15 protein-coding genes are annotated in these 19,767 nt (G+C 37.2%); 12 read left to right on the forward strand and 3 right to left on the reverse strand.

What is annotated here, in order from left to right; all coding sequences use genetic code 11:
* The first annotated feature begins 46 nt into the window (after positions 1–46).
* The 3 genes from gldM (at position 47) to LV704_RS11555 (ending at position 3,712) form a co-directional block, all read left to right on the forward strand.
* Positions 47–1,606 (forward strand): gliding motility protein GldM, encoded by a 1,560-nt coding sequence (gene gldM / locus LV704_RS11545; RefSeq protein ID WP_163419961.1) that lies wholly within the window; start codon positions 47–49, stop codon positions 1,604–1,606.
* Between the two features lie 17 nt (positions 1,607–1,623).
* Positions 1,624–2,526, forward strand: coding sequence for a gliding motility protein GldN (gene gldN, locus LV704_RS11550; protein ID WP_163419959.1), 903 nt, complete (start codon positions 1,624–1,626; stop codon positions 2,524–2,526).
* 130 nt (positions 2,527–2,656) lie between these two features.
* Positions 2,657–3,712 carry an FAD-binding oxidoreductase gene (locus LV704_RS11555; RefSeq protein ID WP_163419957.1) on the forward strand — a complete coding sequence of 352 codons (1,056 nt, stop codon included), beginning with the start codon at positions 2,657–2,659 and terminating at the stop codon, positions 3,710–3,712.
* Here the strand turns inward: LV704_RS11555 and LV704_RS11560 are convergent.
* Positions 3,700–4,092 carry a DUF983 domain-containing protein gene (locus LV704_RS11560; RefSeq protein WP_163419955.1) on the reverse strand — a complete coding sequence of 131 codons (393 nt, stop codon included), beginning with the start codon at positions 4,090–4,092 and terminating at the stop codon, positions 3,700–3,702. The two genes, LV704_RS11555 and LV704_RS11560, sit on opposite strands and share 13 nt — an antisense overlap.
* A 65-nt stretch (positions 4,093–4,157) precedes the next feature.
* On the opposite strand from LV704_RS11560, the gene LV704_RS11565 reads away from it, so the two are divergent.
* From LV704_RS11565 to LV704_RS11605, 9 genes are all read left to right on the forward strand, one after another.
* The gene (locus tag LV704_RS11565; RefSeq protein WP_163419953.1) at positions 4,158–6,068 is read left to right on the forward strand and encodes an ABC-F family ATP-binding cassette domain-containing protein; all 1,911 of its coding nucleotides are present in this window, start codon (positions 4,158–4,160) and stop codon (positions 6,066–6,068) included.
* Positions 6,069–6,201: 133 nt separating this feature from the next.
* Positions 6,202–7,089: a hypothetical protein gene (locus tag LV704_RS11570; protein ID WP_163419951.1), complete on the forward strand. Its 888-nt coding sequence runs from the start codon at positions 6,202–6,204 to the stop codon at positions 7,087–7,089.
* A gap of 154 nt (positions 7,090–7,243) precedes the next feature.
* Positions 7,244–8,374: an efflux RND transporter periplasmic adaptor subunit gene (locus LV704_RS11575; RefSeq protein ID WP_163419950.1), complete on the forward strand. Its 1,131-nt coding sequence runs from the start codon at positions 7,244–7,246 to the stop codon at positions 8,372–8,374.
* Complete coding sequence (locus LV704_RS11580) at positions 8,371–11,655, forward strand: efflux RND transporter permease subunit (RefSeq protein WP_163419948.1); 3,285 nt, start codon at positions 8,371–8,373, stop codon at positions 11,653–11,655. Before LV704_RS11575 ends, LV704_RS11580 begins: the two co-directional genes overlap by 4 nt.
* Positions 11,652–12,980: a TolC family protein gene (locus LV704_RS11585; RefSeq protein WP_163419946.1), complete on the forward strand. Its 1,329-nt coding sequence runs from the start codon at positions 11,652–11,654 to the stop codon at positions 12,978–12,980. Before LV704_RS11580 ends, LV704_RS11585 begins: the two co-directional genes overlap by 4 nt.
* A gap of 76 nt (positions 12,981–13,056) precedes the next feature.
* Entirely contained in the window at positions 13,057–13,239 is a 183-nt protein-coding gene (locus tag LV704_RS11590; RefSeq protein ID WP_163419944.1) for a CPXCG motif-containing cysteine-rich protein, read from the forward strand.
* 50 nt (positions 13,240–13,289) lie between these two features.
* Positions 13,290–14,870: a hypothetical protein gene (locus LV704_RS11595; RefSeq protein WP_163419942.1), complete on the forward strand. Its 1,581-nt coding sequence runs from the start codon at positions 13,290–13,292 to the stop codon at positions 14,868–14,870.
* A 93-nt stretch (positions 14,871–14,963) separates the two neighbouring features.
* Positions 14,964–16,295 (forward strand): MFS transporter, encoded by a 1,332-nt coding sequence (locus tag LV704_RS11600; RefSeq protein WP_163419941.1) that lies wholly within the window; start codon positions 14,964–14,966, stop codon positions 16,293–16,295.
* Positions 16,296–16,445: 150 nt separating this feature from the next.
* On the forward strand, positions 16,446–17,279 hold the full coding sequence (locus LV704_RS11605; RefSeq protein WP_163419939.1) for a sulfite exporter TauE/SafE family protein: 834 nt from the start codon (positions 16,446–16,448) through the stop codon (positions 17,277–17,279).
* Positions 17,280–17,298: 19 nt separating this feature from the next.
* Here the strand turns inward: LV704_RS11605 and LV704_RS11610 are convergent, their stop codons facing one another.
* The gene (locus LV704_RS11610; protein WP_163419937.1) at positions 17,299–18,141 is read right to left on the reverse strand and encodes an endonuclease/exonuclease/phosphatase family protein; all 843 of its coding nucleotides are present in this window, start codon (positions 18,139–18,141) and stop codon (positions 17,299–17,301) included.
* A complete protein-coding gene (locus tag LV704_RS11615) occupies positions 18,138–19,766 on the reverse strand; it encodes a sulfatase (RefSeq protein ID WP_163419935.1) in 1,629 nt (542 codons plus the stop codon). The genes LV704_RS11610 and LV704_RS11615 overlap by 4 nt, the downstream gene beginning before the upstream one ends.
* Position 19,767 lies beyond the last annotated feature (1 nt).

Below are 19,767 nucleotides of genomic sequence, written 5' to 3' on the forward strand. Positions count from 1 at the left end.
ATACCAAACCCAAATCAAATTAATTATTAATTCTAATTAGAAAAACATGGCAGGAGGAAAACAAACACCACGTCAGAAGATGATCAACCTTATGTATTTGATCTTCATCGCGATGTTGGCCTTAAATATGAGCAAGGAAGTTCTTGCAGCGTTCGGTATAATGAACGAAAAGCTTCAGACTTCCAATGAAAAGACTGCAGAAAGTAATGATAACTTTTTAGCAAGTCTTGAAACAAAAGCGTCTGAAGATGCTGAGAAATATGGCGAATTATATCAAAATGCCCAAAAGATAAAAAGCTTATCGCAAGAGTATTTTGATTACTTGGAGACCCTTAAGAAAGGTATGACCGAAAAACTTGAAGATCCTAAGGATTACGCAAGAATGGACAACTCTGATTATTTAGATCAGAAACTTTTCCAGGGTGATAACTTGTCTAAAGACGGTAAGGAATTCATGAAAAGAATTACCGATTATAAGACGCAAGTTGCTGCTATTGCACCTGCAGCTCTAAAAGAAGCTGTGAACACTCGTTTTCAAACTGGAGACAAGAATGGTAAAGTAGAGAAAAGAGATGGTACTAAGCAAGATTGGATCAACTATCATTATGAAGGTTATCCATTAGTAGCTTCTTTGGCTAAGTTAACAGCGTTACAAGCAGATGTTAAGGCAACTGAAGAAGATGCTTTGAAATCAATGTTGGAAGGTGAACTTACAAATCAAGTTTCATTGACAAACTTTGCGACTTCTTTATTGGCTTCTAAATCGGCTTTCTATAACGGAGATAAGTATGATGGTAAAATTATCATCAGTAAGACAGATAAAACATCTACACCTGTAAAGGCTGAGTTGACTTTGGACGGTAGAAAACTGACTGAAGGAAAAGACTATAAGCTAGAAGCTGGTGGTGTTCAAATGTTGATTGGTGCCGGTAACCCGGGTGACCATGACATTGTTGGAACAATGTTCTTTATGCAAGATGGAGAGGAAATTCCTGTAGAGGTTAAAAATTCTTTTGCTACAATTTCTAAACCTAATGCTGCTGTAATTGCTGCTGATAAAATGAATGTGGTATACCGTGGGGTTGCTAACCCTATGACCATATCTATTCCTGGTATTCCAGATAACAAAGTTTCTGCTTCTGCTCCTGGACTTTCCAAGAGAAGTGGAAGCAAGTATGTTATGAACCCAGGTAAAGGTAGAGAAGTTACCATTAGTGCTTCTGGTATTTTGCCTGATGGCCAAAGAATTAGTACGCCTGCTACTTTCCGTATCAAGGATATTCCAAGACCAGGAGGTACCGTTCGTGGAGAAGCTGGAAGTGCTAAAATGCCTAGAAAAAACCTAGAAATATCTACTGTTGGAGCTATGTTGGAAGATTTTGATTTTGATTTGAACCTTGCTGTGAGCGGATTTAAATTCAAAGTACCAGGTCAGCCTACCATAGTTGTAAACGGAAACAAATTGAATGGAAGAGCTAAGTCCGCTTTGAAAAGAGCCAAGAGAGGTGAAGCTGTTCAGATATTCGATATCAAAGCTTACATTACAAATAACAAGAGTTACAAGTTGAAGAAAGTTTCTCCTGTTGTAGTAGAGCTTACAAACTAAAAAGTATACAGAAAATCATGAATTGGAAAAATGCATTTTTAATTGGAGCTTTAAGCTTAATGCCCATTTCAATAATGGCACAGGCAAACATTTTGAATGCCAAGCTGCCTGAGGAAATCGGCAAAAAGACTGAAGCTCAAATAGAGCAGGACAATGATGCCCCTTTGGAATATGGATATACAGATGATAGAGATATCCTTTGGTCCAAAACCATATGGGAGGTAATTGACCTAGACGAGCGTGTTAACTTTCCATTATACTACCCAACCGATACCATAGGTATTGGTGCGGACAGAAGGTCTTTGTACCATGTTTTGATGAAAAACATCAAAAATGGAAACTTGACTGAAGTATATACGGACTCTTATTTTACTGAAAAGCGAAAGTTTGAGGATTTAAGCGCTACATTGAGCAAAGTGGATACCACGGACCTTGGATACGAGCAAATCAATGCAGGAGAAGAGCTTTCGGCTGAGTTTATCAACCAGAGAGATTTAACTGCTGCTGATATTGAAGAGTATCGTATTAAAGGAATATGGTATTTTGATAAGCGTCAAGGAGAGTTGAAATACCGCCTATTGGGTATTGCACCAGTAGCTCCAGATGTAAACTTTGTAGATGATGAGTCTGTAGATCCAGGTGAGAATAAAGTTGAGTTGTTTTGGGTATGGTATCCAGCAGCAAGACAAGTTCTACACGAAGCCAAGGTCTACAATCAACGTAATTCTGCACGTCCCATAACTTATGATATGCTGTTGAACGCAAGGCGTTTTAATGCAGTAATCTATAAAGAGGACAATGTTCACGGTGACCGTGAAATTGACGATTACGTTTTTGATAATGCACTGTTCCAGTTATTGGAGTCCAAGAGGATTAAAGAGGTTATCCGAGACAGGGAACAGGATATGTGGGCTTACTAAGCCTTAGTGATTAAATTTTCCAATTCAATTCATATAGACGCCGCACATTTGTGCGGCGTTTTTTATTTGTTTTCATTGCTCATTTCCTACGGAGTAGAGAAATCCAATTCAGGATGTTTACTTTTGCCAAATGTTGGATTATGTAATAGTGGGCCTTGGTTTGGCCGGAATCTCATTTTGTGAGATTCTGGAAAAAGAAGGTAAGTCCTTTAAGGTAATTTCAGATGATTCCCAACAGGCTTCCCTAGTGGCTGGGGGGCTCTATAACCCAGTTATCTTAAAAAGATTTACCATGGCTTGGAATGCCAAGGAACAAATGGATTTGGCGTTACCATTTTATGCAGGCTTAGAACAAAAACTAGATGTAAAACTGGATTACACCATTCCAGTGCTCCGCAGATTTGCATCCATTGAAGAACAAAATGGCTGGTTTGAGGCGGCCGATCGCCCAGGGCTTGATTCTTTTTTGTCCACTACCATCATAGAAAATACAAACCCAAGCATAGATGCCCCATTTGGTTTTGGTGAAGTAAGGCATACAGGAAGAATAGATACCAAGACCTTGCTTACCTCTTATTCAGAATATTTAGGGCAGCATGGACTTTTGGATAAGGAATCCTTCGATTTTTCTTGTTTGGAGACGTTTAAAGAGCATGTTTCTTATAAAACTACTACGGCAAAGCAAATTGTTTTTGCCTGTGGTTATGGGCTTAAAAACAACCCGTTTTTCAATTACCTACCATTAAATGGCACCAAAGGAGAACTATTGACCATTAAAGCTCCAGAATATAAAGAGAAGAACGTTATTAAATCTTCAGTTTTTACAATTCCTCTTGGAGGTGATATGTATAGTGTAGGAGCAACTTATAAATGGAAAGATAAAACCAATGAACCCACAGAAGACTCAAAAAATGAACTTTTAGAAAAATTGAAGACTTTTCTAAACTGTGATTTTGAAATTGTTAAACATGTTGCAGGAATTAGGCCAACTGTAGTGGATAGAAGACCTTTGGTGGGACAGCATCCCACACACAAAAATTTATATGTATTAAATGGTTTTGGCTCTAGAGGCGTGCTAATAGCTCCAGATGTTTCAAGACAGCTGTTCAATACTATTGAAAAGGGAACAGTACTTGACCCGGAAATCAATATTCAAAGATTTACAAAAAAGTATTATTCTAATTGACTCTTCGCAGACTTGGGTTCGTACTTAACAAAAATGTTGATCCAAATATTTCGTGATAAACGGATAATAAAGGGCATAAAAACAACCATGGTAAGTACTATCGCAATAAAGGTGTTTACAAGAGAGGCCCCTATAAAAAGGAATGCTATTACAAAGGCTGCCACAGCAAAGGCAATACCCACACCGTAACTTACATACATAGAACCATAGAAGAATGAAGGCTCAATTTTATATTTGGTGCCGCAATGGGAACAACGTTCATGCATTTTAAAGATTTGCGAAATTGCATATGGATTATTGTTGAGATACATGCTCTCTTTATGACATTTGGGACAACTTCCTGTTAAAATACTGTAGAGTTTGTTTCCTTTTTTTAACATTTGCAGCAATTTTGAACAAAAATACGGATTCACCCACATTTGTTTTGTAATTCAGGTTACATAAGATGCTAAACATTCATAACCTTTCTGTCGCTTTTGGAGGCGAATATCTTTTTGAGGAAATCGCCTTTCGCTTAAACGGGGGGGACAGGGTTGGCCTAATTGGAAAGAATGGAGCGGGAAAATCCACTTTGTTGAAATTGCTTTCCAAAGAAATGGCTCCGGATTCGGGAACCATAGCCATGGAGAAAGATGTGAAAATTGGTTTTTTAAAGCAGGATATTGATTTTGAACAAGGCAGAACGGTATTGGAAGAATCATACCAGGCATTTTTTGAGCTTAAATCTTTGGAAGCAAAACTGGATGAAATAAATCAGGGACTCGCGGAAAGAACCGATTATGAAAGTGAGGCGTATCATCAATTGATGATTGACTTGACTGATGTTACCCACCGATATGAAATTCTGGGAGGTTATAACTATCAAGGCGAAACCGAAAAAGTTTTGTTGGGACTAGGATTCAAGAGGAATGATTTTGACAAAGCTACCGATACCTTTTCAGGTGGCTGGCGTATGCGAATTGAATTGGCAAAGCTGCTGCTCCAGAGCAATGATGTATTGCTCTTGGATGAGCCTACCAACCATTTGGATATAGAATCCATTATTTGGTTGGAACAGTTTCTCAACAATTATTCAGGAGCGGTGGTAATCGTTTCTCACGATAAAATGTTTTTGGATAATGTAACGAATAGGACCATAGAGATTTCTCTTGGGAGAATTTATGATTACAACAAGCCCTATTCTAAATTTCTAGTGCTTAGAAAAGAAATCAAGGAACAACAATTAAGTGCACAAAAGAACCAAGAGAAACAAATACAACAGACCGAAAAACTAATCGAAAAATTTAGGGCCAAGGCGAGTAAAGCTTCCATGGCCCAATCCCTAATAAAAAAACTGGATAAGATCGATCGTATAGAAGTTGATGAGGACGATAACAGTTCTATGAACGTAAAATTTCCAGTGTCAATAACTCCTGGTAAAGTGGTTGCCGAACTTGAGAATCTATCTAAGAACTATGGAGAAAAACAGGTCCTAGAGGGGATAGACCTTTTAGTGGAACGCAGCAGCAAAACGGCCTTTGTTGGTCAAAATGGGCAAGGAAAAACCACATTGGCCAAGATAATGGTAGGCGAATTGGAGTATACAGGTGGGCTTAAGATCGGACACAATGTGCAGATTGGTTATTTCGCACAAAACCAGGCCGAATATCTAGATGGCAAAAAAACGGTCTTAGATACAATGATAGATGCTGCAAATGAAACCAATCGTAGCAAAGTCAGAGATATTTTAGGTTCTTTTTTATTCCGGGGAGATGAAGTGGAGAAATACGTTAAGGTTTTATCTGGTGGAGAACGTAATCGTTTGGCACTCGCCAAAATGTTATTACAACCCTTTAACGTATTGGTAATGGATGAGCCTACCAACCATTTAGATATAAAATCTAAAAACGTACTTAAAAAGGCTTTGCAAAATTTTGAAGGAACGTTGATTTTGGTTTCCCATGACAGGGATTTTCTTCAGGGATTAACGGATAGGGTTTATGAGTTTAAGGATGGCAACATCAAGGAATATTTAGGGGATATTGACTTTTACTTGGAACAGCGAAAAGCTGAGGATTTTAGAAAGATTGAAAAAGGTGAAAAGAAAATTCGAGTTGAAAAGGAACAACCCAAAGAGAATGACTATCAAACCCAAAAGAAACTGAAATCCCTAAAGAATAAATTAAGCAACGTGGAAAGCAAAATTTCTCAATTGGAAAAAGACATTGCCGAAATAGATCATAAAATGTTGTTGGATTATGATGCCACTATCGCTGCTCCGGGCTTTTTTGATGACTATCAAGGAAAAAAGGATGTTTTGGAAGCTTTGATGTTGGACTGGGAAAAATTGTCCAATGAACTTGAAGTATTGAGTTAACAGCCTTCAAAATAATCGCTCACCACGCTTTTTGTCCCTTTTACAACATATTTCTCTTGATTCACCTATTTAATTTGTAGGTATTTTCTTTCTATTCGTAATTTGTAGGTAAATTCCTATGAATTGATTTATAATGACTAGACTAACCATTTTCTTCCTAGTACTTTTTTCTGCTACAAGTCAGGTATTTTATGCTGTTGAAATTTCGCAGAAAGAAAAAAGTGCACTCATTGATCTGTTCAATAACACAAATGGTAAAGAATGGAGTACTCCTTGGGATTTGAACAAACCAGTTCATACGTGGAAAGGAATTGAGCTGAAGGATAATCATGTTGTTGTAATAAATCTATTTAGAAACAATTTAGAAGGCGTTCTTCCAGAGAGCCTTGGAAAATTAAAATATCTAACTCATTTAAATCTTGCTTTTAACAGTATAACCGGGGTCTTACCTAAGGATATTGTTAAGCTTAAAAATCTAAAAGTATTGCGGTTAGAGATGAATAGAATAAAAGGTTCGTTGCCAATTGGAATTGGGCAGCTTCAAGAACTGAGAGTGTTTTCTATGTTCAACAACTTTTTGAGTGGATCAATACCATCAACTTTTGGGGAGTTAAAAAACTTGAAAGAACTTAATTTATCTAGCAATAACCTTAAAGGTCTAATACCCAATTCCATAGGAAATCTTACCAAGTTGGAAGCATTGGGACTTTTTGAAAACAATTTGGAAGGATCAATTCCAGAGGAAATGGGAAAACTAGGTGAACTACGAGAATTGGTGCTTGCCAATAATCAACTGGGTGGAGAGATTCCTTCAGAATTTAGTCAATTGGCCAGTCTGAAAATATTACAGTTACAAAACAATAGATTCAATTCCTATAAAGGTCTAAGAGAGATGGATACAAAACAGTTTCTGGTCTTCGATACCGATGAAAAAACATTAAATCCAAAATTCAACGAAATACAATTACAACGTACACGGATGGCGGATACAAAATTTGAAGATGTTGACGAGAATGAGTAGTTAGTTATACTTTAGTTTGTTTGGTTTGGGGATGCAGGCGTGTATCCCCTTTTTTGTTTAGAAAAGGCTAGTATTCCCTAAACAATTTATGAAATTTTTAACCTTACAACGTCAAGGAAGCTAATAGCTTTGCAAAGCTAATTCTCACCAACACATGCGTAAGCTTATTTTATCGGCTGTTGCTGGCGGCCTAATTATATTCCTGTCCATTTTTCTTGCAAGAATGATTGCAGGAAGTAAGAAAAACCGAAGACTCCCTTCCCAGAAAGTTGTGAAAACCGTATTTGTAGATACGGTAAAAAATACTACAATACCTATTGTAGTTCCTGCAAATGGCAATTTGCGTGCTAAGAAAAGGGTTGAACTTTATTCTGAAGTCCAAGGTGTATTTAGATCAGGAAGCAAACTGTTTCGAACAGGTCAAGAGTATACTACGGGCCAAACATTGATTCGAATTGATGCTAATGAATACTATGCTAGTGTTCAATCTGCAAAAAGTAATTTGTACAATTTGCTTACCTCAATAATGCCAGATTTACGATTGGATTATCCAGAAATTTATCCAAAATGGCAAGATTATCAGAATGGTTTTGACTTACAGAAAACGACTCCACCGTTACCAGAGCTGGGTACTGAAAAAGAAAAATTCTTTATTTCCGGTCGTGGAGTAATATCCAACTATTACAATGTCAAAAATTTGGAACAGCGCCTATCAAAATATACCATTTCGGCGCCGTTTAAAGGAGTATTGACTGAGGCCCTAGTTACTGAAGGAACATTGATTAGGGTAGGACAAAAATTAGGAGAGTTCATAAATATAGGTACCTATGAATTGGAAGTTTCAGTAAGTAAGACTTATGGCGATTATCTAACCGTTGGCAAGCAGGTAGAACTTTCAAACTTGGAAAATACCCAAACATTCATGGGTAAAGTAATCCGCGTTAATGGAAGTGTGGACCAAAATTCACAGACGATTACTGTATACATTGAGGTTCAAGGAGAAAATCTGAAAGAAGGTCAGTATCTAGAGGCAAATTTAGAGGCCAAGGATGAACCAAATGCAATTGAAGTAGATCGTTCCCTTTTGTTGGAAAACAATCAAATCTTTGTAGTCCGCGATACCATTTTAGATGTTATCGACGTAAAACCGGTGTATTTCACGAACAAAACCGTAGTGCTAAAGGATGTTCCAGATGATGCAGTTATAGTTTCTAAAGCGGTTTCGGGAGCATACACAGGTATGGAAGTCAAGGTATTTGATGCTACAAAAAGAACGAAGTCGTGAGAAAGGTCATTTCCTATTTTATAAAGTATCATGTTGCGGTCAATGTTATCATTCTAGCTTTTTTCATCTTTGGAATCGTAGGAGCTCTTTCTTTGAAATCATCCTTTTTTCCACTAGTAGATTCTCAAAATATATTGATAAGCATTGCTTATCCAGGTGCTTCTCCGCAAGAAGTTGAAGAGGGAATCGTGCTTAAAATCGAGGATAACCTCAAAGGTTTACAGGGCGTTGAGCGAGTAACATCTACATCGCGAGAGAATAGTGGGAGTATCAATGTAGAGATTGAAAAAGGTCGAGATATTGACTTTATGCTCCTGGAAGTTAAAAATGCGGTAGATCGTGTACCTACTTTTCCAACGGGAATGGAACCTTTGGTTGTATCCAAATTAGAGGCGGTAAGACCTACAATAAGCTTTGCTGTTAGCGGCGAGAACATTACACTTTCTAACCTAAAACAAATCGGCCGTCAAATAGAAAATGATTTAAGGGGTATTGAAGGAATCTCTCAAATTCAAATCTCTGGATATCCAGAGGAAGAAATTGAAATAGCGGTTGATGAAAATAGTTTGTTAGCCTATAATTTATCCTTTAGCGAGGTATCTCGAGCCGTTACCAATGCAAATATTTTAGTTACTGGTGGAAATATAAAGACCAATTCCGAAGAGTATTTGATACGCGCAAATAATCGTTCTTATTACGGAGATGAGCTTTCAAACTTAGTGGTTCGGGCAGATGCGTCAGGTAGAACGGTAAGACTGAAAGATGTTGCAACAATTCGTGATCGTTTTTCGGAAACACCTAATGCTTCATTTCTTAATGGAGAACTCTCAGTAAATGTTACGGTAACCAGCACCAATACTGAAGACCTTATTGGATCCGCGGAGAATGTAAAGGAATATATTGCAGAGTTTAATAAAAATTATAGCAATGCTCAATTGGAAGTGATTAGCGATCAGTCCAAAACCTTGACACAGCGAACGGATTTACTCACGGAAAATGCCATCATAGGAATGGCATTGGTATTATTGTTCCTTTCTTTATTTCTGAATACACGTTTAGCGTTTTGGGTTGCATTCGGATTACCTATTGCATTTTTGGGAATGTTTGTTTTCGCTCCAATGCTCAATGTAACGATTAATGTCCTTTCCTTATTCGGAATGATCATTGTAATCGGGATTTTGGTGGATGACGGAATAGTAATTGCCGAAAATATTTATCAACACTATGAAAAAGGAAAAACTCCCATAAGGGCTGCAATAGATGGGACTATGGAAGTGATACCGCCAATTTTATCGGCAATAATCACAACCATACTGGCATTTTCCCTGTTTCTATTCTTGGACGGACGTATTGGCGATTTCTTTAGTGAGGTTTCCGTTGTTGTGATTTTAACATTGGTAGTTTCCTTGGTGGAAGCATTGATAATATTACCCGCCCACTTGGCGCATTCCAAAGCTTTGAGACCAAAAAGCCAAGATCCAACTTCCGGATTGGGCAAAGTATTCGCTAAGCTTAGAGTCATCAATAAACTGGGAGATCAAGCCATGGGATATATGCGTGATAAATGGTATAGTCCGACTCTAAAGTTTGCCTTGGATTATAAGTTCTTGACGTTCTCCTTGTTTTTCATGGCATTGGTGTTGACGTTTGGATCTATTGGTGGTGGTATAGTAAGAACTGCATTTTTTCCACGGATTGCCAGTGATAGGATAGCCGTTGAACTACAAATGCCAAATGGTACCAACGAACAGATTACGGATTCAATTATTACCTTGATTCAGGAGAAGGCTCAAATCGTAAACGAACAACTTACAGACGAGTATCTTCAAGGAAGCGATAAGATGCTGTATGAAAACATGTTGAAAACGCTCGGGCCCGGTTCTTCATCCGCAACCTTAATTATTAACTTATTACCTGGCGAAGAACGTCCCGATGAAATTGTTTCCAGCATGGTAACCGGCAGACTTCGGGAACTTGTGGGACCGGTTATAGGTGTTGAAAGTTTGATATATGGATCCGGTGGAAATTTTGGAGGTGATCCGGTTTCAGTCTCTTTATTGGGCAATAATATCGATGAGCTCAAAGCGGTCAAGGAAGAGTTGAAAACCGCTATGTTGAACAATGCATTGCTTAAGGATGTGGCCGACAACGACCCGGCTGGAATCAAGGAAATCAGATTGGAACTTAAAGAAAATGCCTATTTGTTAGGACTAGATCTTAGGACTGTGATGAATCAAGTCAGGTCCGGATTCTTTGGAGCTCAAGCGCAACGTTTTCAGCGTGGGCAGGACGAAATAAGGGTGTGGGTTCGATATGATCGCGATAACCGCTCATCCATAACAGATTTGGATGATATGCGAATCTTGACCCCATCTGGAGATAGAGTTCCTTTAAAAGAAATTGCTTCATATTCAATTGAACGTGGAGATGTGGCAGTAAATCATTTGGATGGACAGCGTGAAATCCAAATTTCATCAGACCTAGCTGACCCTGAAACTACTAGTGGCACCGATGCCATGGCTTGGATTCGTAATGAAATTATGCCAGATATCTTGTCAAGATATCCTTCCGTCACTCCGTCTTATGAAGGGCAGAATAGAGAGTTCAACAAGTTCAATAATTCTTTGAGATTTGCTGGTTTAACGGTGTTGATATTGATTTTCATTACAATAGCCTTTACGTTTAGGAGTTTTAGTCAGCCGTTGTTACTCTTGTTTTTGGTTCCTTTTAGTTTAACTGCTGTCGCTTGGGGACATTGGATACACAACTTTCCCATAAATATTTTGTCGTTGTTGGGAATAATTGCCCTAATCGGAATTATGGTCAATGACGGACTCGTACTCATTGGTAAATTCAACAACAACCTTAAAAGCGGACTTAAATTTGACGAGGCAATCTATGAAGCAGGACGCTCCCGTTTCAGGGCTATATTTTTGACATCAATAACTACAATTGCAGGATTGGCGCCGCTCTTATTGGAAAAAAGTAGGCAGGCACAGTTCCTTAAACCAATGGCCTTATCAATTGCCTACGGTATTGGTTTTGCTACGGTATTGACACTTATAATGCTTCCAATATTTTTATCATTTGGGAATAATGTAAAAGTGTTCATTAAGCAATTATGGACGGGTGAAAAAGCTACAAGAGAAGAAGTGGAACGGTCCATCCGTGAACGAAATGAGGAAGAACACATGATGCAAGATGGGCTATACGGTCAGAATGGAAGTGTTAATCATATAAATGAAAATAAGGGTTCAAAAGTTTTAGAAGGAACAACATGATTAAAAGTATATTTTATACACTACCCCTTTTCTTATTGGTTTCTATAAGTACAGCGCAAGCTCAAGAGAAAGTACTTTCCAAAGAAGAGGCCATTGATTTAGCATTGGAAAACAACTTGGGTATTCAAGTTGCGCGGAATACCAAAAAAATTGATGATAACAATGCCAGTATCTTAAATTCTGGTTATTTGCCTACAGTAACAGGGAATGCTGGTGGAAGTATTGATAAACAGAATACAGAAGGGCAACTTGCAAGTGGGGATACCCGAACGGCAGATGGGGCAGAAACAAGGCGCTACAATGCTTCTGTAGATGTAAACTACACCTTGTTTGATGGATTGAACAGATACTACAGTTACAAAAGTTTTAAGGAACGTTCTCAACAGTCAGAATTAGAAGTAAAACAGACTATTGAGAATACCATTTTACAGTTGTTTACCGTGTATTATGAAGTGGCCCGCCTAACGGAGAATACCAAAAATTTGGAACAGGCCTTGGGAATTTCAAAAGACAGGCTAAAACGGGCAAGGTATCAATTTGAATATGGACAGAATACTGGGTTGGATGTATTGAATGCTGAGGTGGATATTAATACAGACAGTATCAATCTTTTGAATTCAAGACAGCAATTACGAAATACAATGCGTGACTTAAACCTTGTACTGAACCAAGATCTTTCTTCGCAGTTCCTAGCAGATACCACTGTTAATTTTGTACCTGGTCTTCAAATGGAAAATATGCACAATGAGGCCAAAACAAATAACATCAGGCTTCAGCTTGTAGAAAAGGATATGAACATTACCATGTATAATGTAAAAGCGGCAAAGAGTGTTTTTCTACCTACAATTGGTCTAACAGGGACATACGGATGGAATGAGTCGAGCAACAATAGTCCACTTGCATTTTTAATTCAAAACACGTCTACTGGTGTCACAGGTTCCGTCAACCTTTCATGGAATCTTTTTGATGGAGGAAGAGGCATTACGGGCATCAAAAATGTTAAAATTGGTTATGAAAATCAAGAATTGCTCAAAAAACAGATAGAGTTGGAAGTAGAGCGTGATATTCGAAATGCTTGGGATAGCTATACCAATGCGCTGTACGTGCTAGAAGTACAAGAAAAGAATTTGCAGACCAATCAAAATAACTTTAATCGTACGGATGAGCGCTATAAATTGGGGCAAGTTACTTCTATAGAATTTAGGCAGGCACAATTGAATCTATTGAATGCGGAATTGGCACAAAGCCAAGCTAAGTACAGTGCTAAATTGGCCGAACTACAGATGCTCCAAATAAGCGGTCAACTACTGAATGTAGATTTTTAATTGGCGAATTGATGTGTTGAATCATATCGAGCGAGTAGAGCTACAGGATTCTTTAGCGTTGTTTTTTGAATAAGGTATGCACGAACATTTCTTTCAATGCCCATATTGTTGGGAAGAGATTTCTTTTCTTTTGGATACTTCTGTATCAAACCAAACCTATGTAGAAGATTGTGAAGTATGCTGCAACCCCATTGAAGCAAATACGGCTTTTGAAAATCAGGAATTGACACATTTTGAAGCTAGGGAATTGGGGCAATAATTTAATTTTTATTCATCACTTTATTCTATATCTTAGAAAAAAAACTCAGTATGCTCAAAAAACTTAGCCTTGGAATTACCTTTCTTGTTTTTTTATTCTCTTGTAGTTCTGAAGATTCATCAACGGAGAATACCAACCCACCTAATAATGAAGATCCAGTTGGAGAAACAGACACAACGGCTCCATTGATTTCTATTATGGGTGTTGATGAGGCTATTGAAGTACTTACATCAATAGATATCTTAATTAGTGATAACTCTTCTAATGTTTCGACCAAAATCTTTATAGATGATTTAGAGGTTTTTAGCTCTCAAGAAAAACAATTTTCTTATGAAATAGACCCATTTGATTTTCAAATAGGAGATAGAGTACTAAAAGTGGTTTCTGAGGATGATAGCGAAAATGAAACAACGGAAATGGTTTCTTTTACTCTTAATAAATTACTGTTTGGGCTCAGCGATTTACAGGGAAGACCTTTGAACGGCACTATCGATTATTATTTAGCTTTAAATGCGATGGATGGAAGTTTAATTGCTTCACAAAAAATTGAATCTGATGAAGAGTCACTATTTTATGCTGATGATAATTTTGAACGTCAAGATATCATCGCTACCTTGTTTTTGATTTTTTCCAATCCGAATACTGTTCCAAGAAGCTTTGTGTTATCATACGGAGATATTCCGGCAGGAACACGTACGTTGAATAATACTGAACTCATGACTTCTAGGAATCAACGTGTTTTAACAAGTAATTTCCAAATGGAAATGACAGATGCTGCTAGTGACACTAATTTTTTTATGAATGGAAAGGATTATGAACTTATTTCAGGTTTTAGCTTTGCAGAAGGTAATTTTAATGAATCTGGAAGGTATAACCCAAATAATTCTAGTTCTGTTTTTATTTATTCAAGCCCTGAGAATACTAATAGTATCGAAAGCTATAAATATTTATTTTTCAATGATTTAAATGAAAATACTACTATTTCTTTCAATGATTTTCAATCCATACAACAAACAGATGAGATAATAGTACCAGACGAAGTAACTGACTTTACTTTCCAGTTAAGAGCATTTGAAGATACAAACGCATTTAATTCTGGTGAATTTAATACAGTACTTCGATTTAGTGGCAACAAAGAAGATATAAATGGAGTGATAAATATTCCCATGTTTGATGAATTTGCCCTTTACCAGCAAGAATACAATGCAAACTTGACAGAAAATATCGGATGGGTTAGTTTTTTATCAGGATTATCCACACCTCAAATTCCTAACTGGTCAGCTGAATTACAAAATAGAGAGGTGATAACTTCTGGAAATTATGATTTCCTACAGACAATAGCGACGTTCACAGGCTTTGATCCTAATAATAGGATTACATGGATTTTCAATTCTGATAAGAAGGAAAGCTTTATTATGCCATTTGAAACTTTTGAGTTGCCAGATGAAATCAGCACTTTCCTTAATAACATTCAAATTAATATTGCCGATTATGGACAAATTACATTTTACAGAGCTGATTTATTTGAGTACGAACAAAAGTTTGATATTATAGAAGGGTTGTTCTCAGGCTTCCCTAGCCTAAATGCCAAAGGAGATCAACAAGCATTGGGTTTTACTTTGATTAATTAATAACCATGACTCAAAATAAATCCATTGTTAGTATTATTGTATTCGATTCGTAATATTTTCTACCTTTAAATACAACCGATTCCAGTTTTACTTATGAAGCTTTCAAAACTGATAGCACCTAAAATTTTCCCGATTTTACTAGTAAATTTTATCGGTATTTTAGGATATAGTATTGTAATTCCAATTCTCATTTTCATAGTAACGGATATGGGAGGGAATGGTTTTATATATGGTATTTTAGGAGCTACATACCCATTCTTTCAATTCATTGGAGCTCCTATTTTAGGAAGGCTTTCGGATAAAATTGGGAGAAAAAAGGTGTTGGTTATCAGTCAGTTGGGAACATTCATTGCCTGGACGCTTTTTTTATTGGCCTTTATCCTTCCAGAAACAGAGCTTTGGACTCAAAATACAACGCTTACCGGGAGTTACGCGATGACTTTGCCTTTAATCATTATTTTTTTAGCTCGAATTTTTGACGGTTTTACCGGAGGTAATGTATCAGTAGCCAATGCATATTTATCCGATATTTCTACTGATGAGGATAGAAATTCGAATTTTGGAAAGATGGGAGCTTCCACAAGCTTGGGTTTTGTATTGGGACCGGCTTTTGCAGGAGTCTTGGCTTCGACCATCTTGGGAGAAATATTACCGCTAATATTGGCCGCATTAATTTCTCTTGTTGCGATTTTTGTTATTAATACGCAATTAAAAGAGAGTGTACCTTGTGTAGTAAATACAGGGAAGATTCGCCTACGTTCTTTGCGGAGATTTTTTCAGGTAGAGCATAAGAATTGTTATCAAGAAGGTGAATTGCAGGCCAATCCCGAAAAAACGGGATTAAAAAGAATTTTGAAAGAACCAGGTATTCCGCTTCTATACATGGTCTATTTTTTAACCTTTTTAGGATTTAGTCTCTTTTATGCTGGCCTACCTATATATGCCAATACCATCTTAGATTGGTCATCATCGGAACTGGGTATTTTCCTTGCTTATTCCAGTCTTATTATGATTGTAGTACAAGGCCCCGTTCTGACCAGATTACAAGGGAAAATAACCAATGAAAGACTAATACTTGTTGGATCTTTCATTTTAGCATCTTCATTTTTACTTTTGTCCTTTAAAAGTTTGATAATCATTTATTTGGCCAATACACTATTATCCATAGGGAACGGTTTAATGTGGCCAAGTTTTATGGCGTTATTGTCCAGAACCGGAAGCTCTAAGATGCAGGGAGCCATACAGGGTTATGGTAATAGTATGGGCAGCATTGCTAGTATGTTTGGTCTTATTTTAGGAGGTGTTTTGTTTGAGTTCTTAGCAACTACTGTTTTTGCTATTGGCGGAATAATCTTTTTGATTATCACAATATTGATGGGTTTCAATTTTATGCAAGGAAAGAAGCGGGTGCAACTAGCTACCTAAGGTTATTAAAACTCTATTTGAAAGTTCAGAAAAACATATATCTAACATATACCAAATTCTACAAAAAACTCAAATAGGAGTTTTTGTATGCTTATCTTTAATTTTCAAGGTTGTCTTGTTCAGTCAGTATCTTCTTAATCCAATCCTTTAATGACCTTAAATCTTATCGTCATCCTTTTTTTAGTAGGTCTTGCAAATGGTTTTTATTCTGGATTAATGGGGACGGGAGGCAATGTTATCCTTATTCCGGCGTTGGATCTGGTTCTGGCGCCATTGGGTATTTCAGAGCCTGAATTGGTTAAATTTATAATCGCACATTCTCTTTTTATAACCATATTCAATGGATTCGCCGTGAGCTATAAGCAATATAGAATAGGCAATTTTTATCTTAAGGAAGTTCTGCTCATTGGTATTCCGGCAGTTTTGGCCGGTTATATGATGTCCGAAATAGTTAAGGCTTCTCATTGGTACGATAAAATCTATTTTGACATACTCTTTTTAGTTATGGTCTCTCTTGTGGCAATTAGGTTTTTATTCTTTCGCACAAATAATACGGTTTCTAATAGACAGGAAAAACTCCAAAATGGGAAACTAATGCACTATATGCTTGGTTTGTTTACGGGAGTGACCACAGCACTTTCTGGTTTTGGTGGTGGCATTGTTATAATTCCTAGCCTAACAGATGTTTTTGGAGTCCAAATACGCAAAGCAAGCTCTATTTCTATTGGAGTGGTAATGTTATTGGCAATTGGGGTAACTGCCAGCTATATAAGTTTTGATACCTCAGAACAAATACAACAAGTATTACCTAATCAGTTTGGTTACATTTCCATGAGTTTGGTATTGCCTATATTGTTGGGTGTGTTTTTGGCAGCACCGTTTGGTGTAAAAATGGCCCATAGAACCAAACCTGCACTATTACGACTCATTTTTGGTGGAGTAATGGTTTTAATAATAGCCAAAACCATTTTTGGATTTATTTGATTTCCCGAAATCTAGCTGTCTATTTATCAATAAACTCAAGTTTTGCAAGTACAGGAAGGTGGTCAGAAGGGTATCTGTAATTTTTAGAATCACTTAAAATGCCGCTTTTAAGCACTTTGAGCGTATTCCCGGAAACAAAGACATAATCTATTCTTCGGGTTACTGGTTGTGTAAAATGAAACCCATTAAAAGTTCCTTCGGGGCCATAGGCATTATCGGCGGCCAAAATATGTGCATCATCCAAAACTTCTTCAAGTAATTGAATGCCTTTTGCATCGCTTTCCAAATTAAAATCACCCATAACAATTACAGGAAATTTCTTTTTATTCAACTCTTTAATTTTGTTTAAAATTAACTGTGAGCTTTTGGTTTTGGCCTCTTTTCCAACATGATCAAAATGCGCGTTGAAAACATAAAATTGTTTCTCCGTCCCATTTATTTTGAACAAACCGTAGGTACATATTCTTGGCAATGCGGCATCCCATCCCCTAGAAGGTTTTTCTGGTGTTGTGGATAACCAAAAGGTGTTCTCTTCCAATAGCGAATACAGTTCTTTATTATAGAAAATCGCTGTAAACTCACCTTTTTCATTCCCATCGTCTCGACCAATTCCGAAAAATGAATAATCGGTTAAACCTTGATCGATGTCCTTCAATTGATGAATCAATCCTTCTTGGGTTCCAAAAACCCCTGGAGCATAAAAGTTGAGTTGCGAAATAAGAAAGTCTTTTCGGTGCTCCCAACTGTTTAGACCATCCTTAGGGTTGTCATATCTAATATTATAGGACATAACATCTAAACGTTGTGCATACATCGTTGAAGTGCCAAGTGCCAAAATGGCCAATAGAATCTTATTTTTCATTTGATCGGAATACCTCTTAATTTTTTAAAAGCTTTATCGGCAACATCCACTTCTGCTTTTGTTGCAGTTTCAAACTCCTTTTCGGTTACTAAATAGTGCTCTTGTATACTGTCCAGCTTCTGATGCATTTTAGTAATGATGTCTTTGTACCCTTGGTCATCAATAGCATTGTACAGCTCTTTTGGGTCCTTTTTCAAATCGTAAAATTCCCAAGCATCAATATCGTCATAAAAATGGATTAATTTATAGCGTTTGGTGCGTATTCCATATTGTTTTTTTACCATATGAAAAGCTGGAAAATCATAATAGTGGTAATAAATAACCTCTTTAAAATCAGTTGCTGTCCCATCCAACAATGTTTTGAATGATTGGCCTTGCATTTTTTTGGTATACTGTGTTCCACCAGTCAAATCCAATAGAGTAGGGGCAAAATCCAAATTTTGGACCATAGCATCCGTAATGGTTCCTGGTTTTATTTTTCCTGGTAGTTGGGCCAATAATGGCATCCTTAGAGATTCTTCGTACATAAAACGTTTATCAAACCAACCATGTTCACCTAAATAAAAACCTTGATCGGAAGTATAAATCACTAATGTATTTTGATCCAATCCAGTTTTCTCTAAATAATCTAAAACTTCACCTACACCTTCATCAACACCTGCTATAGTTGCCAAATAATCTTGTAGATAACGCTGCCCTTTCCATATGGCAAGCTCCTTGCCATGATGATTAGCATTATGAAACGCGTTGTTTTTGGGCAAATAGGCATTATCCCATCTTTTTCGTTGTTCTGTGCTCATTCGTTCAAAATCCTTTGTCCATGGATTGTGAGCTAGTTCTGTACTGCCATATCCAATACTCATTTTTAGATCATGTCCCTCATACATATCTTCATAAATCGTTTGCTTTTGCTCTTTCGCCGCTTGTTGATTTTCAAAATGCTTAAAATACGTGTTAGGAAGTGGAAATTGAATGGAATCATATAAATTGGCGTGCCGTAATGCAGGCATCCAATTGCGGTGCGGAGCCTTATGATGCACCATTAAAAAAAATGGTTGGGTAGTATCTTGGTTTCGTTTTAACCAATCTAACCCTTTTTTGGTTATAATATCAGTTACGTAGCCTTCGACTACAGTGGTGTCGCTTCCTTTTATAAACTCTGGATTGTAGTAATTTCCTTGATCATTAAGAATATCCCAATAATCAAAGCCTTGAGGTTTTCCGTGCAAATGCCATTTTCCAACAATGGCGGTTTTATACCTTAGCTCTTGTAAATATTTGGGCAAAGTAGCCTGATTCCCATCAAAACGATCTCCGTTCATTCTAAAACCGTTGATATGACTGTGTTTTCCTGTTAAAATAACAGCCCTACTAGGACCGCATATGGAATTCGTGCAGAAAGCGTTTTTAAACAGAATCCCATTTTGAGCTAACCTGTCTATATTTGGTGTTGGGGCAAGTTTACTTAATTCATGGCCGTAAGCACTTATAGCTTGGACTCCATGATCATCGGACATGATAAAAATAATGTTTGGAGGTTTGATTTGTTCGACGATGTCGCTTTCTTTTTTCTTGCACGTCATTATGAGAAAAAATAAACAAACGACACCTAACCTCCAATTCATT

The organism is Flagellimonas sp. CMM7 (genome assembly GCF_021390195.1).
In the GTDB taxonomy this organism is placed as follows: Bacteria; Bacteroidota; Bacteroidia; order Flavobacteriales; family Flavobacteriaceae; genus Flagellimonas.

What these genes read in the sequence shown, in the direction of transcription:
- LV704_RS11600 (WP_163419941.1), top strand. Translation starts at nt 14,964, where the DNA reads ATGAAGCTTTCAAAACTGATAGCACCTAAAATTTTCCCGATTTTACTA.
- LV704_RS11590 (WP_163419944.1), top strand. Translation starts at nt 13,057, where the DNA reads ATGCACGAACATTTCTTTCAATGCCCATATTGTTGGGAAGAGATTTCT.
- LV704_RS11605 (WP_163419939.1), top strand. Translation starts at nt 16,446, where the DNA reads ATGACCTTAAATCTTATCGTCATCCTTTTTTTAGTAGGTCTTGCAAAT.
- LV704_RS11555 (WP_163419957.1), top strand. Translation starts at nt 2,657, where the DNA reads ATGTTGGATTATGTAATAGTGGGCCTTGGTTTGGCCGGAATCTCATTT.
- LV704_RS11610 (WP_163419937.1), bottom strand. Translation starts at nt 18,141, where the DNA reads ATGAAAAATAAGATTCTATTGGCCATTTTGGCACTTGGCACTTCAACG.
- LV704_RS11615 (WP_163419935.1), bottom strand. Translation starts at nt 19,766, where the DNA reads ATGAATTGGAGGTTAGGTGTCGTTTGTTTATTTTTTCTCATAATGACG.
- LV704_RS11565 (WP_163419953.1), top strand. Translation starts at nt 4,158, where the DNA reads ATGCTAAACATTCATAACCTTTCTGTCGCTTTTGGAGGCGAATATCTT.
- LV704_RS11585 (WP_163419946.1), top strand. Translation starts at nt 11,652, where the DNA reads ATGATTAAAAGTATATTTTATACACTACCCCTTTTCTTATTGGTTTCT.
- gldM (WP_163419961.1), top strand. Translation starts at nt 47, where the DNA reads ATGGCAGGAGGAAAACAAACACCACGTCAGAAGATGATCAACCTTATG.
- LV704_RS11595 (WP_163419942.1), top strand. Translation starts at nt 13,290, where the DNA reads ATGCTCAAAAAACTTAGCCTTGGAATTACCTTTCTTGTTTTTTTATTC.
- LV704_RS11560 (WP_163419955.1), bottom strand. Translation starts at nt 4,092, where the DNA reads ATGTTAAAAAAAGGAAACAAACTCTACAGTATTTTAACAGGAAGTTGT.
- LV704_RS11575 (WP_163419950.1), top strand. Translation starts at nt 7,244, where the DNA reads ATGCGTAAGCTTATTTTATCGGCTGTTGCTGGCGGCCTAATTATATTC.
- gldN (WP_163419959.1), top strand. Translation starts at nt 1,624, where the DNA reads ATGAATTGGAAAAATGCATTTTTAATTGGAGCTTTAAGCTTAATGCCC.
- LV704_RS11570 (WP_163419951.1), top strand. Translation starts at nt 6,202, where the DNA reads ATGACTAGACTAACCATTTTCTTCCTAGTACTTTTTTCTGCTACAAGT.